Below are 13,997 nucleotides of genomic sequence, written 5' to 3'. Positions count from 1 at the left end.
AGGCTGATGCCTCTACCCCCGGCGGGTCAGCGGATCAGGGGCAGCAGGCTGACCACCAGCGCCACCACCGGCACCGCCACGACGGTGGTCACCGCGACCACGCTCGCCACCATCTCCGAGTCCCCCCGGAACTCCTCGGCGAGCAGGAACGCGTTGACCGCCGTCGGCATCGCCAGCGCCAGCACCAGCGACTGGGCCGACAGCGTGGGCAGCGGCAGCAGCACCGCCACGGCGAGCCCGAGCAGCGGCAGCAGCACCGACCGCAGCCCCACGCTCACCAGCACCGGGGCGGTCAGGTGGATGCGTCGTGACTGCCCCAGCTGCACCCCGAGCTGCAGCAGCACCAGGGGTATGGCGGCGGCCGAGAGCAGCTCGATGCCCCGCATGACGCCGATGGGGACCGTCATACCGGTCAGGCGCACCACGGTGGCGGCCACGAGAGCCCACAGCACGGGCAGGCGGACGAGCGACCGCAGCCCTGCTCCCAGCCCGTCGTGCGAGCCGTAGAGCACGGGCCCGATCGTGAACATCACGACCACCGACACGATGAACAGGACCAGGGCCTGGTCGAGCCCCGGCTGGCCGAGGGCGAGCAGCGCCACGGGCAGGCCGAAGTTGCCGTTGTTGCCGATGACGGTGCAGGCCACCACGCCGCGGCGGGTGCGCCCGGGCCAGCGACCGCCGACCGCCCAGGCGACGAGCCCCGCCAGGACGTTGGCCGCGACATAGCCCGCGACCAGCCACACGCCCTGGCCGGGGGACACCTCGGTCTTGACGATCGAGGTGAAGGCCAGCGCCGGCGTCAGCCCGTGCATCCCCACCTTGTTGAGGGTCTGCCGGTCCAGGGCGAACGACCGCGCCAGCACGTAGCCGACCGCCGCCACGAGCACGACGGGCAGCACGACCTGGACGAGGGCAGCAAGCACCCCGGCAGGCTATCCAGCGCTGCCGGGGTGCGGGCGTGCGTCTCGGTGCTCGGCTCAGCGGCGGTTGGTGAACTGCACCGCGAAGTCGAGGTCGGCCTCCCTCACCAGCTGCTGGACGGCCTGCAGGTCGTCGCGGGACTTGGACGAGACCCGCAGCTCGTCGCCCTGGATCTGCGCCTTGACCGACTTGGGGCCTTCGTCGCGGATGAGCTTGGAGATCTTCTTGGCGTTGTCCTGCGTGATGCCGTCGCGCATGGCCCCCTCGAGGCGGTACTCCTTGCCCGACGGCTTGGCCTCCTTGTCCTCGCCGAAGTCGAAGGACTTGAGCGAGACGCCGCGGCGCACCAGCTTGGTCTCGAAGACGTCGAGGACGGCGGCGCAGCGCTCGGGGGTGTTGGCCTTGATCAGGACGTTGTCGCCGCTCCACTCGATGGACGCGCCCACGCCCTTGAAGTCGTAGCGCTGCGACACCTCCTTGGACGCCTGGTTGAGCGCGTTGTCGACCTCCTGCTTGTCGACCTTGCTGACGATGTCGAACGAGCTGTCCGCCATGGAGTCCTCCTCGGGTGTCCGGTGGGTGCTGACGCCCAGTCTCCCAAACATCGGGCCGTATGGCGGACCGCCGCCTCCCGCTCGCCACCGCGCGGATCGCGGATTCGGCATACCTGCTCGTCGTTGCTATGCTTTCCGACGCACCATGGCGGGTTGCCCGAGCGGCCAATGGGAGTGGACTGTAAATCCATCGCGAAAGCTACGAAGGTTCGAATCCTTCACCCGCCACCACAGCGTCACGCTGCACAGGAACGGCCCAGGATCTCCACGTCCTGGGCCGTTCTGCGTCGTCCGGTCGGGGGATCCGGTGGTGCACGTCCGGTCACCGGTGGCGGTCCGCCCCCTGACCAGGTGAGATGGGGTCATGTCCCAACCGCTGTCGGGGGTCGTCGTCGTCTCCCTGGCCGTCAACGTGCCCGGCCCGGTCGCCGTGGCGCGCCTGGTCGACCTGGGCGCGCGGGGGATCGTGGTGCAGCCTCCCGACGGTGACCCCCTCGAGCGCTACGCGCCGGGGTGGTATGCCGACCTGAGCCGCCGTCTCGAGGTGCGGCGGCTCGACCTCAAGGACCCGGCTCAGCGGCGCGAGCTGGACCTGCTGCTCGCCGGCGCCGACGTGCTGGTCACGGCCACCCGGCCGGCGGCCCTGGCTCGGCTCGGGCTCGACTGGTCGCACCTGCACGAGGCCCTCCCTCGGCTGGTCCACACCTCGATCGTGGGACGGGCCGGGGAGCGCGCCGACGTCCCCGGTCACGACCTGACCTACCAGGCCGCCGCCGGGATCCTCACCCCTCCGGCCGCCCCGCGCACGCTGGCCGCCGACCTCGCGGGCGCGGAGCGGGCCGTCAGCGAGACCCTCGCCGGGCTGCTGCTGCGGGAGCGGACGGGGGAGGGGACGCTGCGCGAGGTGGGGCTGGGTGATTGCGCCGACGACCTCGGGGCGCCGGTGCGCCGCGGGATGACCACGCCCGGCTCCCTGCTGGGGGGCGGCTTCGCGGGATACGGCCTGTATGCCGCTCGCGGGGGCCACGTCGCGCTGGCCGCCCTGGAGCCGCACTTCTGGGCGAGGGCCCAGGAGCTGCTCGGGGCGGACCACGGGCAGATCGCCGCGACGCTCGCCGGGCGCACGCCGGACGAGTGGGAGGCCTGGGGCGAGGAGCACGACGTGCCGCTGGCGGCCGTGCGGGAGCCCGAGCGGGATCCCGTAGCCGAGCACGAGGACGAGCACGAGGTGACGGCATGACGCGCTACCTCGACGACCTCGGCCTGTCCGTCGTCATCGACGGGACGCCGCGGCGCGTCGTCAGCCTCGTGCCGTCCCTGACCGAGGCCGTCGCCTGGAGCGCCCCCGACGCGCTCGTCGGCGCCACCGACTGGTGCACGCACCCCGCCGACCTCGACGTCACGCGGGTGCGGGGCACCAAGAACCCCGACCTCGACGCGATCGTCGCGCTGCGCCCCGACCTGGTCGTCGCCGAGGACGAGGAGAACCGCCCCGCGGACCTCGCCGCGCTGCGCGACGCGGGGATCCCGGTGTGGACCACGCAGATCCGCACGGTCGACGGGGCGCTGCGCTCCATGGCGCGCCTGATAGACGCCCTCGAGGTGCCGCCGCCCAGCTGGCTGGACGACGCGCACGACGCCTGGGCCGCGCCGACGCGCGTCGACCCCGCGAGGAGGGTGCGCGCCGTCATACCGATCTGGCGTCGTCCGTGGATGTTCGTCGGCCAGGACACCTATGCCGGGGACGTGCTGCGCCGGCTCGGCGTGGACAACGTGCTGCGGGGGCACGACGAGCGCTATCCCGCGGTGCCGCTGGACGAGCTGCCCGGCGCGGACCTGGCGATCCTGCCGGACGAGCCCTACCGGTTCACCGACGACGACGGCCCGGAGGCCTTCGACCCCCTCCCGAGCGCGCTCGTCGACGGCCGCTCGCTCACGTGGTACGGCCCGGCCATGATCGGCGCGCCCGAGCGGCTCGTGCGCCAGCTCCGAGGGCGGTGACCAGGCCCATCGGCTCTAGGCTGGGGGCCATGTCGAGTCGCCCCTTCGAGTTCGAGTCCACCCCCACCGGCACCACGGTCCGTGTCCGCGTGCGGGGCAACGACGTCCTGGCCATCCCCCTGATCAACCGCGGCACCGCGTTCACCAAGGCCGAGCGGGACTCGCTGCGGCTCAACGGCCTCATGCCGAGCGGCATCGTGCCCATCGAGGGGCAGATCTCGCGGGTCTACCAGCAGTTCCGCGAGCAGCCGGACGCGCTGTCCAAGAACGTCTACCTGTCGGCCATGCGCGACCGCAACGAGGTGCTCTTCTACCGCCTGCTGGCCGAGCACCTCGAGGAGATGCTGCCGATCGTCTACACGCCGACGATCGGCGAGGCGATCCAGCGCTACTCGCACTGGTACTCCCGCCCGCGCGGCGTCTTCCTATCGATCGACGACCCGGACGGCATCGAGAACGCCTTCCTCAACTACGGCCTCGAGCCGGAGGACGTCGACCTCGTCGTCGCCACGGACTCCGAGGGCATCCTCGGCATCGGTGACCAGGGCGTGGGTGGCGTGCAGATCGCCATCGGCAAGCTCTCCGTCTACACCGCGGCCGCCGGCATCCACCCGCGCCGGGCCATCCCGGTCGTGCTCGACGTCGGCACCGACAACCTCGCCCTGCTCAACGACGAGCTCTACCTCGGCGTGCGGCACGCTCGGGTGCGCGGCGAGCGCTACGACGCGTTCATCGACAAGTTCGTCGAGGTCACGACCCGGCTCTACCCCAAGGCCATGCTGCACTGGGAGGACTTCGGCGCGAGCAACGCGCACCGTATCCTCGAGAAGTACCGCCACGACATCTGCACCTTCAACGACGACGTGCAGGGCACGGCCGCCGTCGTGGCCGCCGCGGCCCTCGCCGGGGTCAAGGCCACGGGCGAGCGGATGAGCGACCAGCGCATCGTCGTGCACGGCGCCGGCACCGCCGGCGTCGGCATCGCCAACCTGCTGCGCGACATCATGATCCGCGAGGGGGCGTCGCCGGAGGAGGCCAACGCGCGGTTCTGGTGCCTGGGGTCGCGGGGCCTGATCACCGAGGCGCTCGGCGACCGGGTCCGGCCGTTCCAGAAGCCCTACGCCCGCACCGACGCCGACGTGCAGGGCTGGCGGCTCGACGTCGCGGGCCGGATCGGGCTGGCCGACGTCGTCCGCAACACCCACCCCACGATCCTCATCGGCACGTCCGGCCAGCCAGGCACCTTCACCGAGGCGATCGTCCGGGACATGGCCGCGCACACCCGCAACCCGATCATCATGCCGCTGTCCAACCCGACGAGCCTGTCCGAGGGCATCCCGGAGCGCATCGTCGACTGGACGCACGGCAAGGCGATGATCGCGACCGGGTCGCCGTTCGCCCCCGTCACCTTCCACCAGCGCACCTACGAGATCGCGCAGGCCAACAACGCGCTCGTGTTCCCCGGCCTCGGGCTCGGCGTCGCGGTGTGCGGGGCCTCGCGGGTCTCGGACGGCATGATCGCGGCGGCCTCGGAGGCCATCGCCGGGATCAGCCAGGTCACGCGTCCCGAGATGTCGTTGCTGCCCTCGATCACGCAGCTGCGCTACGTCTCCGCGACGGTCGCGCTCGCGGTCGTCAAGGCGGCCCAGGAGGAGGGGCTCGCGACGGTCGAGGTCGACGAGCCCGTCCAGGCGGTCTACCAGCGCATGTGGCACCCGGTCTATCCGGACCTCGAGGTGGTCTGACCGGCGCCCGTCCTGACGCCCGGACGTGCGCGGCTCCTGAGCACGTCCGGGTGAACCTGCGGGGTCGGGGAATCACGCCGCGCCATTAATGCTTATAGTGAGCACAACAGGCGCCTCGCCTGCCCCCGCGTCCCGGGTGCGGCGTCCGTCATACGGCCTGATCCGTCGTCCGACCCGCTCGACCCGCCCGCTCCACCCTGTCTCGCCCCCGCAGGAGCCAGCCATGCCCGCCACCTCGACCGGTCCCCTCGGATCGACCGGCCCGACCGGTCCCGCCACCGGCCTCGACCGCCACCTCACCCGCACCGAGCGGCTCGACCGCCTGCCGTTCACGAGCAAGCACCGCCGTCTGCTCGCGGGCTCCGGCGTCGGCTGGGCGCTCGACGCGATGGACGTCGGCCTCATCTCGTTCGTCCTGACCGCGCTGGCCCGCCAGTGGCAGCTCACGCCGACCGAGGTGTCCTGGATCGCCTCGATCGGCTCGCTCGGCATGGCGGTGGGGGCGACCCTCGGTGGCCTGCTGGCCGACCGGATCGGGCGGCGCCAGGTGTTCGCGCTGACCCTGCTCGTCTACGGCCTCGCCACGGGCGCGTCGGCGCTGGCCGGCAGCGTGGCGGTCCTGATGGCGCTGCGGTTCGTCGTCGGGCTGGGCCTCGGGTCTGAGCTTCCCGTCGCGTCCACCCTGATCAGCGAGTACTCCCCGGCGCACATCCGCGGCCGCGTCGTCGTCGGCCTCGAGTCCTTCTGGGCGATCGGGTGGATCCTGGCGGCGCTCATCGGCTACTTCGTCATCCCCGGCAGCGCCGACGGGTGGCGGTGGGCGATGGCGCTGGGCGTCGTGCCGGCGCTCTATGCCCTGGTCGTGCGCGCCACCCTGCCGGAGTCGGTGCGCTTCCTGGAGTCCAAGGGCCGGTATGCCGAGGCGGAGTCCGCGGTCCGCAGCTTCGAGGAGCCGGCGGGGGTGCCCGCCCCCGACCACGCGCCGGACGCCGCCATCGACGCCCCCGTCCCGCCGACCGGGCCGGTGCCCGGGCTGTGGAGCTCGCGCTACCGGCTCCGCACGGCGTCGCTGTGGGTCGTGTGGTTCTGCGTCAACTTCTCCTACTACGGCGCGTTCATCTGGCTGCCCTCGCTCCTGTTCGCCCAGGGCTTCGACATGGTCAAGTCCTTCGAGTACACCCTGTGGATCACCCTCGCCCAGCTCCCCGGCTATGCCGTCTCGGCCTGGCTGATCGAGGCGTGGGGGCGCCGCGCGACGCTCACGACCTTCCTGATCGGGTCGGCCTGCGCCGCCGGGGCGTTCGGGATGGCCTCGTCGGTGCCGGCGATCCTCGCCGCTGGGTGCGCGCTCAGCTTCTTCAACCTCGGTGCCTGGGGTGCGCTGTATGCCGTCACCCCCGAGATCTACCCCACCGTCATGCGGGGGACCGGGTCCGGGGCGTCGGCGGGGTTCGGGCGCATCGCCTCGATCCTGGCGCCGCTGGCCGTGCCGCCGCTCAAGGCGGCCGGGGGGACGGGCCTGGTGTTCACGACCTTCGCGGTGGCGTTCGCGATCGCGGCGTTCTCGGCCCTCGGCCTGCCCGAGCTGCGCGGCAAGGAGCTCGAGGAGCTCTGACCTACCTCAGCTGATCTCACAGAGGCACGCCGATCTGCCGCCGCGCCTCGTCGAGCAGCCCCATGATCGCGACCGTCTCGTCCAGGGGCAGCAGCTCCGACTCGCGTCGCCCCTCCGCGACCAGCCGCGCCAGGTAGGCCGCCTCGTAGCACAGCCCCCGGTGCCCGTGCACGACCGGCTCCGGGCCCTCGACCACCTCGCCGGAGCGCGACACCAGCCGCACCCGACCGGGCTGGTAGAAGTCGCCGTCCAGCTCGACGCGCGCCAGCGACCCCGAGATGGAGGCGGTGGTGGGGGTCTTGGCGGCCAGCGTCGTCGTCAGCACCGCGTGCGCCCTGGGCGCCGCCGCGAAGTCCGACAGGATCATCGAGGCCTGCGCCTCCACCCCGGTGAAGGCCGTCGTGCCGACGGCGGTGACCCGCTGCGGCATACCGAGCACGCCGCAGGCGAAGGACACGGGATAGATGCCCAGGTCGAGCAGGGACCCGCCCGCCAGCTCCGGCGCGAACAGCCGGAACGACCGGTCCTCGGCGAACCACTGCCCGTGGTCGGCGAGCACCGTCTCGAGCTCGCCCAGCACCCCGTCGGCGACGAGCTGTCGGATCACGTCGCTCTGCGGCAGGTAGCGCGTCCACATCGCCTCCATGCACGTCACGTCGGCGGCGCGGGCGGCGTCGACGACCTCCTGCGCCTCGGCCGCCGTGCGCGTGAAGGCCTTCTCCACCAGCACGTGGCGTCCCGCCGCGACGGCCAGCAGCGCGTGCTCGCGGTGCTCGCTGTGCGGCGAGGCCACATAGACCGCGTCGACCTGGGGGTCCGCGACGAGCTCGGCATACGAGCCGTATGCCGTCGCGCCCCCCACCTCGCGCGCGAAGGCCTCGGCGCGGTCAAGGGACCGCGACCCGACGGCGACGACGCGGCTGCGCGTGTGCGTGTGCAGCCCGTCGGCGAACGCCCGCGCGATGCCGCCGGGCCCGATCACGCCCCACCGCAGCGGGGGAGCCTCACGGGGGTCGGGGACGCGGCTGTCGGGCAGCGTGGTGGGCAGGGGGACAGGGAGGTCGCTCACCCCGTCGAGCCTAGGGGAGGATGGCCTGGTGCCCCAGTCCTACCTGACCGTCGCGTCGCCCGTCGACGTCGAGATCGAGGTGCGGCGCTCGCGGTTCCTGGCGCGGCTGGAGCGGGTCGAGGACGAGGCGGCGGCCCGGGCCGTGGTGGAGGCGGCCCGCAGGGCGCACTGGGACGCCCGGCACCACTGCTCGGCGTTCGTGCTGGGGCCGGAGGCGATGACGGAGCGGTCGTCCGACGACGGCGAGCCGGCGGGGACGGCGGGGGCGCCGATGCTCGAGGTCCTGCGCGGCCGCGGGCTGAGCGACGTGGTGTGCGTGGTCACGCGGTGGTTCGGGGGGACGCTGCTCGGGACCGGTGGGCTGATCCGGGCGTATGGCGACAGCGTGCGCGCCGCGTGCGATGCCGCCCAGGTGCTGGAGCGCCGTCTGGCGCAACGGTTCTCGCTGGAGGTCGTGCACGCGGACGCGGGGCGCGTGGAGGCGGCGCTGCGCTCGCGCGGGGTGCACGTCGACGGCACCGACTACGCGGAGCGGGCGACGCTGAGGCTCGACGCGGAGCCGCAGGAGCGCGACGAGCTCGCGGCGCTGGTCGCCGAGCTGACCGGGGGAGCGGGCGTCCTGGTCGACGGCCCCACCGACTACCGCACCCACCCCCGGTAGAGGCATCAACCGGCCTTCGTTCCCCAGGCTGATGCCTCTACCCCCGGCGGGTCCACGCTCCCTGGCGGGTCCGCAGCCAGCGCGCGAGCAGCGGCGCCAGCGCCAGGATCGCGAGGAGCCGAGCGAGCTGCACGGCAAAGACATAGGTCGGTTCGGCGCCGCTGGCGGTCGCCGTCGCCAGCACCGCGAACAGCCCGCCCGGCGTCGTCGCCAGATAGGTCGTCAGCGGGTCGACGCCCGTGACCTGCGACAGCACCCAGCCGAGCACCCCGCACAGGATCAGCAGAGCCGCGATCAGCACGAGCCCGGCAGGCAGCAGCCGCCCGATCGCCCGCACGCTGTCGCGCGTGAACTTCACCCCGACCTGCAGGCCGATCGCCAGCATCGCCAAGGACACGAGCAGGCCGGGTGTCTGCGCGGCGCCGAGCCCGCCCCACAGCGTCAGCCCTCCGGCCACGGCCAGCGGCCCGATCAGCGTGAACGTCGACACCGGCACCAGCCGGGCCAGCCCGAGCCCCACCCCGACCGACAGGGCGACGAAGACCGCGGACGCGACCCAGCCGTCACCGGCCCCGCCGGCAGCGGCGTCCCCGCCCTGCCCCGTCTGCGGGTGGAACACCAGACCCACGACGAGCGGCAGGGTCACCAGGACGAGCAGCACCCGGAGGTACTGCAGGATCGACACGACCCGCGCGTCCGCCCCCAGCTCGTCGGCTATCGACGTGATGCCCGACGCCCCGCCGGCGGCCATCGAGAACAGTCCGGTGGCCAGCGAGATCGGGTGCAGACGCGCCAGTATGACGCCCGCGAGCAGGCTCAGCAGCAGCGTCACCACGGTGACGATCAGGACGGACGGCCAGTCGGCGGCGATCTGGCGCAGCGCCGACAGCGTCACCGTCTCGCCGATGGTCACCCCGACGAAGGCCTGCGCCAGCACCACGCTCCAGCGCGGCAGCTGGGGCGCCCGCGGCGACCCGAACGCCAGCACCGCCCCGGCCGCCAGCCCCCCGAACAGCGATGGCGACGGCAGGGCCAGCAGCGCGAGGCCCGCCCACACGACGGCGCCCACGGCGACCCCGGTGACGAGCACGCGGGCGGGAGGGGCGATCACCCCAGCACCCTAGGTGGGCCTCGTCGGCACGCGCCCCTCCGGCTCAGGTGTCGACCATCACCCGGCCCGACCGCCACCTCCTGAACGCCGTTCAGGTACGCTTCGCCCCATGTCCACCGCCGCCCGCCGCACCTCCACCAGCAGCGACCCCAGCGCCAGCAGCACCAGCAGCAGCAGCGACGGGGGCGACCACACCCGACCCACCACCCGGCCCGCCACCCGACGCGGCCTCACCGCCCGCGACCTGGCCCTGGTCGCCGCCTTCTGCGCCCTCATCGTCGCGCTGGTCCCCGTCAAGGTCCCGGTCGGCGGCGCCGCCCCCATCGTCCTGCAGAACCTCGGCATCATGCTCGCCGGCGCCGTGCTCGGGGCGCGCCGCGGGTTCCTGGCCGTGCTGCTGTTCGTGGTCCTCGCGGTCGCCGGCCTCCCTGTGCTCGCCAGCGGCGTGCGCGGGCTCGCCATCTTCACCGGCCCCACGGTCGGCTTCGTCGTCGGCTACCCCGTGGTCGCGCTCGTCATCGGCCTGCTCGTCCAGCGCTTCCTCCCGCGCCTGCACGTCATGGCGGCGGTCGGCGCCTGCCTGGTCGGCGGCATCGTCGTGTCCTACGCCCTCGGGATCCCCGGGATGGCCTGGCGCTCGGCCAAGCTCGACCTCGCCGGCGCGGCGACCTTCTCGGCGACCTTCCTGCCCGGCGACCTCGTCAAGGCCGTCGTCGCGGGCGTCGTCGCCACCGCCGTCCACAAGGCGCTGCCGGACCTCGTGCCGGCCCGCCGCCGCTGACGCCGACCACGGCTCGCAGCAGGCGTCCGCCATACGACCCATGCCCACCATCCGCATCGAGGGCGTCGCCCACGCCTATGGCGATCGCCGCGTCCTCGAGCACGTCGACCTGACGCTCACGGAGCCGCGCGTCGGCATCGTGGGCGCCAACGGCTCGGGCAAGTCCACGCTCGCGCGCATGCTCAACGGCCTGGTGGAGCCGACGGAGGGGCGGGTGCTGGTCGACGGCCTGGACGCGGCGCGCGACGGGGCGGCGGTGCGGCGCAAGGTCGGCTTCGTCTTCCCCGACCCCGAGGCGCAGATCGTGATGCCGACGGTGCGCGAGGACGTGGAGTTCTCGCTGCGGCGCCGCCGTGACCTCAGCGACGACGACAAGCGGCGGCTGGTCGACGAGGTGCTCGAGCGCTACTCGCTGGCCGATCACGCGGATCACCCCGCGCACCAGCTCTCCTCGGGCCAGAAGCAGCTCCTCGCCATCGCCGCCATCCTCGTCACTCGGCCCGACGTGCTGGTCTGCGACGAACCCACCACCCTGCTCGACCTGCGCCACTCGCACCAGGTCTCGCGGCTGCTCGACGCCCTCGACCAGCAGGTCGTGCTCGTCACCCACCACCTGTGGCTGCTCGAGGGGTGGGAGCGGGTCGTGTGCATCGACGAGGGTCGGGTGGCGGCCGACGGGCCGGCCGGCGAGGTGGTCCCCTTCTACCGCCGGCTGATGGGGGCCTGACGTGCTGACCGGCGCGTATGCCGAGGGCCGCTCGCTCCTGCACCGCCTCCCGGTGCCCTGGAAGCTGCTGGCGCTCGCGGTGTTCCTCGTGCCGGTGTCGCTCGTGCAGCGGCCCTGGATGACGGCGGCCTCGGCGCTGGTCGTCCTCGGCGTCTACGCCCTGTGCCGGATCTCGCTGCGCCTGGCGTGGGGCGAGGTGCGGCCGCTGCGGTGGTTCCTGCTGGTGATGGCGCCGTTCCAGTGGTGGAGCGGCGGGTGGGAGGCCGTCGTGGTCACCCTCGGCGGCATGGTGGTCGCGGTGGCGGCGGCCGGGCTCGTCACCCTCACCACGCGCGTGTCCGAGATGCTCGACGGGGTGCAGCGCCTCGCCCAGCCGCTGCGGCACGTCGGCGTCTCGCCGGAGCGCGTGGCCCTGACCGTCAGCCTGACGCTGCGCAGCATCCCCGTCGTGGGGCAGCTCTTGCAGCAGACCCTGGACGCGAGGCGGGCCCGCGGCCTGGACCGGTCCGTGCGGGCGGTGGCCACGCCCCTCGTCATCCGCACGGTCCGGCACGCCGAACGCGTCGGTGACGCCCTCGCGGCCCGGGGCGTCGACGACTGATCGCCGCAGCCACCCCGGGGGGGTCTGCCCACCCGGGGCGCCCTCGATAGGGTGGAGGTCGCAGAGTCGCGACCGTCATACCCCCTCATCCGCTATCGCAGGAGGACCCTCCCGATGACCATCAAGCGCGTTGCCATGCTGACCGCCGGCGGCTACGCCCCCTGCCTGTCCGCCGCCGTCGGCGACCTCATCGAGCGCTACACCGAGATGCTGCCCGACGTGGAGCTCATCGGTTACCGCCACGGCTACCACGGCGTGCTGACCGGCAGCTACACGGTCTTCGACGAGGAGACCCGCCGCAACGCGGGGGTGCTGCGCAACTTCGGCGGCAGCCCGATCGGCAACTCCCGCGTCAAGCTCACCAACGCCAAGAACCTCGTCGAGCGCGGCCTGGTCAAGGAGGGCGAGAACCCCCTCGAGGTCGCGGCCAACCGCCTCAAGGAGGACGGCGTCGACGTCCTGCACACCATCGGCGGCGACGACACCAACACCACGGCGGCGGACCTCGCGGCCTACCTGCACGAGCAGGGCTACGAGCTGACCGTGGTGGGCCTGCCCAAGACGATCGACAACGACATCGTCCCGATCCGCCAGTCCCTCGGCGCCCAGACGGCGGCCGAGCAGGCGGCGATCTTCGCCCGCAACATCATCGCCGAGCACGGCTCCAACCCGCGCATGCTCATCGTCCACGAGGTGATGGGCCGCAACTGCGGCTGGCTGACGGCGGCGGCGGCCCGCGACTACATGACCTGGCACGGCCAGCAGACCTGGCTGCCGCAGGCCGGCCTCACCCCGGAGCGCTGGGCGATCCACGGCGTCTACGTCCCCGAGGTGCAGATCGACCTCGACGCGGAGGCCGCGCGGCTCAAGAAGGTCATGGACGAGATCGGCTGCGTCAACATCTTCCTGTCCGAGGGCGCCGGCGTCGACGACATCGTCAAGCAGCTCGAGGCGTCCGGCCAGGAGGTCGCCCGCGACCCCTTCGGGCACGTCAAGCTCGACACGATCAACCCGGGCAGCTACTTCGCCAAGGAGTTCGGCGCCAAGATCGAGGCCGAGAAGACGATGGTCCAGAAGTCCGGCTACTTCTCCCGCTCCGCCGCCGCCAACGACACCGACCTCGCGCTGATCAAGCAGATGTGCGACGTGGCGGTCGACGCGGCCCAGGCCAGCACGCCCGGCGTCGTCGGCAACGACGAGGAGCGCGGCGACGAGCTGCGCGTCATCGAGTTCCCGCGCATCGCGGGGCACAAGGCCTTCGACGCCTCGCAGGACTGGTTCCAGGACCTGCTGCGCCAGGTCGGCCAGGCCTGACCGCCCCTCCCCACTCGTCTCCCTCGCAGATCTTCGGGTGGCAACCCGGAGGTCTGCGAGGACCGTGAGCGCCGCCTCGTCCACAGGGCGATCGAGGCGCGCGGATTGCCGCGCCGCCGTCCACAGGTCCGTCGCCAGGTCGTTCGCGGAGGCGCCGGCCCGGCCACCCTGGCGGCATGGACCTCCCCCCAGAGCTGATCGCCCGCCCCGTCTTCTCGACGGCGGAGGCTCGTGCCTGTGGTGTCACGTCGGCGGACCTCGCCTCGGCCCGGCAAGAGGGGCGGATCTCGTCCGTGCGGCGCGGGTGGTGGACGGCGAGGTCGGTGCGCTGGCCGTCGGAGCGTGGCGCGCCTCGCCGCGGTCCTGCACCTCGTGGACGTGAGGCACGAGTCCCCCGGCGAGTCTCGTATGACGTGGGTGGCGCACGGCCTGGGCTACCGCCTGGAGCCCCAGGTGCCGGTCATGACCCGGCGCGGGCCCCGGAGGCTGGACGCGATGCTCGAGGGGGAGTGGGTGGCCCTCGAGCACGACGGGGAGGTCAAGTACGTCGCCGGCCCGCAGGACACGACGCGCAACGACGCCCTGCTGCGCGAGAAGGTCCGCGAGGACGACGTCCGCGACCTCGGGGTGGAGGTCGTGCGGGTGAGCAAGGAGATGCTCGACACCCCCGCGCTCCTGCTGGAGCGGGTCGAGAGGGCGCGGGTGCGCGCCCGTCGCCGCCACGGGCCGGCCCGTCGCCGAGCCGGCCGCATCTGAGTTGCCCTCCTGCCCGAGCCCGCCCCCTCGTCCGCACTCGCCTCCTCGTCCAGCCTGCATTCGCCTCCGTGGCAGATCTTCGGCTTCCAACCCGAAGATCTGCTACGGATCCGAGCAAACTAGTCAGACGCTCTAGGT

General features: G+C 72.9%; 14 protein-coding genes and 1 tRNA gene. 11 read left to right on the top strand and 4 right to left on the bottom strand.

The genetic code is table 11. The annotated features are described in order from the left end of the window. Positions 1–26: 26 nt before the first annotated feature. Both B4K29_RS04255 and B4K29_RS04250 read right to left on the bottom strand, forming a co-directional pair. Positions 27–926: an AEC family transporter gene (locus B4K29_RS04255; RefSeq protein ID WP_029211277.1), complete on the bottom strand. Its 900-nt coding sequence runs from the start codon at positions 924–926 to the stop codon at positions 27–29. Positions 927–980: 54 nt separating this feature from the next. Then, a complete protein-coding gene (locus B4K29_RS04250) occupies positions 981–1,478 on the bottom strand; it encodes a YajQ family cyclic di-GMP-binding protein (protein WP_019286399.1) in 498 nt (165 codons plus the stop codon). A 147-nt stretch (positions 1,479–1,625) separates the two neighbouring features. On the opposite strand from B4K29_RS04250, the gene B4K29_RS04245 reads away from it, so the two are divergent. The 5 genes from B4K29_RS04245 (at position 1,626) to B4K29_RS04225 (ending at position 6,839) form a co-directional block, all read left to right on the top strand. Next, positions 1,626–1,709, top strand: a tRNA-Tyr gene (locus B4K29_RS04245). A 133-nt stretch (positions 1,710–1,842) separates the two neighbouring features. Then, the gene (locus B4K29_RS04240; RefSeq protein ID WP_286961539.1) at positions 1,843–2,718 is read left to right on the top strand and encodes a CoA transferase; all 876 of its coding nucleotides are present in this window, start codon (positions 1,843–1,845) and stop codon (positions 2,716–2,718) included. After that, positions 2,715–3,479 (top strand): helical backbone metal receptor, encoded by a 765-nt coding sequence (locus B4K29_RS04235; protein ID WP_019286397.1) that lies wholly within the window; start codon positions 2,715–2,717, stop codon positions 3,477–3,479. Before B4K29_RS04240 ends, B4K29_RS04235 begins: the two co-directional genes overlap by 4 nt. A gap of 29 nt (positions 3,480–3,508) precedes the next feature. Further along, positions 3,509–5,224, top strand: coding sequence for an NAD-dependent malic enzyme (locus B4K29_RS04230; protein WP_029211275.1), 1,716 nt, complete (start codon positions 3,509–3,511; stop codon positions 5,222–5,224). Between the two features lie 223 nt (positions 5,225–5,447). Next, on the top strand, positions 5,448–6,839 hold the full coding sequence (locus B4K29_RS04225; protein WP_286966465.1) for an MFS transporter: 1,392 nt from the start codon (positions 5,448–5,450) through the stop codon (positions 6,837–6,839). A 16-nt stretch (positions 6,840–6,855) separates the two neighbouring features. Here B4K29_RS04225 and B4K29_RS04220 read toward each other — a convergent pair whose 3' ends face one another. Then, positions 6,856–7,908, bottom strand: a complete 1,053-nt coding sequence (locus tag B4K29_RS04220) for a Gfo/Idh/MocA family protein (RefSeq protein ID WP_286966463.1) — start codon at positions 7,906–7,908, stop codon at positions 6,856–6,858. 25 nt (positions 7,909–7,933) lie between these two features. On the opposite strand from B4K29_RS04220, the gene B4K29_RS04215 reads away from it, so the two are divergent. Further along, positions 7,934–8,569: a YigZ family protein gene (locus tag B4K29_RS04215; protein ID WP_029211272.1), complete on the top strand. Its 636-nt coding sequence runs from the start codon at positions 7,934–7,936 to the stop codon at positions 8,567–8,569. Between the two features lie 37 nt (positions 8,570–8,606). On the opposite strand, the gene B4K29_RS04210 is transcribed toward B4K29_RS04215, so the two are convergent. Then, a complete protein-coding gene (locus B4K29_RS04210; protein WP_286966462.1) occupies positions 8,607–9,680 on the bottom strand; it encodes an AbrB family transcriptional regulator in 1,074 nt (357 codons plus the stop codon). Between the two features lie 109 nt (positions 9,681–9,789). On the opposite strand from B4K29_RS04210, the gene B4K29_RS04205 reads away from it, so the two are divergent. The 5 genes from B4K29_RS04205 (at position 9,790) to B4K29_RS04185 (ending at position 13,859) form a co-directional block, all read left to right on the top strand. After that, the gene (locus tag B4K29_RS04205) at positions 9,790–10,461 is read left to right on the top strand and encodes a biotin transporter BioY (protein ID WP_029211270.1); all 672 of its coding nucleotides are present in this window, start codon (positions 9,790–9,792) and stop codon (positions 10,459–10,461) included. Between the two features lie 40 nt (positions 10,462–10,501). Continuing rightward, positions 10,502–11,188, top strand: a complete 687-nt coding sequence (locus B4K29_RS04200) for an energy-coupling factor ABC transporter ATP-binding protein (protein ID WP_019286389.1) — start codon at positions 10,502–10,504, stop codon at positions 11,186–11,188. 1 nt (position 11,189) lies between these two features. Continuing rightward, the gene (locus tag B4K29_RS04195) at positions 11,190–11,789 is read left to right on the top strand and encodes an energy-coupling factor transporter transmembrane component T family protein (protein ID WP_239264113.1); all 600 of its coding nucleotides are present in this window, start codon (positions 11,190–11,192) and stop codon (positions 11,787–11,789) included. A 114-nt stretch (positions 11,790–11,903) separates the two neighbouring features. Further along, positions 11,904–13,103, top strand: a complete 1,200-nt coding sequence (locus B4K29_RS04190; RefSeq protein ID WP_286966460.1) for a pyrophosphate--fructose-6-phosphate 1-phosphotransferase — start codon at positions 11,904–11,906, stop codon at positions 13,101–13,103. A gap of 342 nt (positions 13,104–13,445) precedes the next feature. After that, on the top strand, positions 13,446–13,859 hold the full coding sequence (locus tag B4K29_RS04185) for a hypothetical protein (RefSeq protein ID WP_286966459.1): 414 nt from the start codon (positions 13,446–13,448) through the stop codon (positions 13,857–13,859). Positions 13,860–13,997: the final 138 nt, after the last annotated feature.

Origin of the sequence: Arsenicicoccus sp. UBA6765, assembly GCF_002453335.1 — a bacterium.
Taxonomy (GTDB): domain Bacteria; phylum Actinomycetota; class Actinomycetes; order Actinomycetales; family Dermatophilaceae; genus Arsenicicoccus; species Arsenicicoccus bolidensis.
Note: the sequence above shows the minus strand (reverse complement) of the source record. Positions and strands in the feature narration are given on the sequence as shown.

What these genes read in the sequence shown, in the direction of transcription:
- B4K29_RS04205 (WP_029211270.1), top strand. Translation starts at nt 9,790, where the DNA reads ATGTCCACCGCCGCCCGCCGCACCTCCACCAGCAGCGACCCCAGCGCC.
- B4K29_RS04190 (WP_286966460.1), top strand. Translation starts at nt 11,904, where the DNA reads ATGACCATCAAGCGCGTTGCCATGCTGACCGCCGGCGGCTACGCCCCC.
- B4K29_RS04250 (WP_019286399.1), bottom strand. Translation starts at nt 1,478, where the DNA reads ATGGCGGACAGCTCGTTCGACATCGTCAGCAAGGTCGACAAGCAGGAG.
- B4K29_RS04200 (WP_019286389.1), top strand. Translation starts at nt 10,502, where the DNA reads ATGCCCACCATCCGCATCGAGGGCGTCGCCCACGCCTATGGCGATCGC.
- B4K29_RS04240 (WP_286961539.1), top strand. Translation starts at nt 1,843, where the DNA reads ATGTCCCAACCGCTGTCGGGGGTCGTCGTCGTCTCCCTGGCCGTCAAC.
- B4K29_RS04225 (WP_286966465.1), top strand. Translation starts at nt 5,448, where the DNA reads ATGCCCGCCACCTCGACCGGTCCCCTCGGATCGACCGGCCCGACCGGT.
- B4K29_RS04230 (WP_029211275.1), top strand. Translation starts at nt 3,509, where the DNA reads ATGTCGAGTCGCCCCTTCGAGTTCGAGTCCACCCCCACCGGCACCACG.
- B4K29_RS04235 (WP_019286397.1), top strand. Translation starts at nt 2,715, where the DNA reads ATGACGCGCTACCTCGACGACCTCGGCCTGTCCGTCGTCATCGACGGG.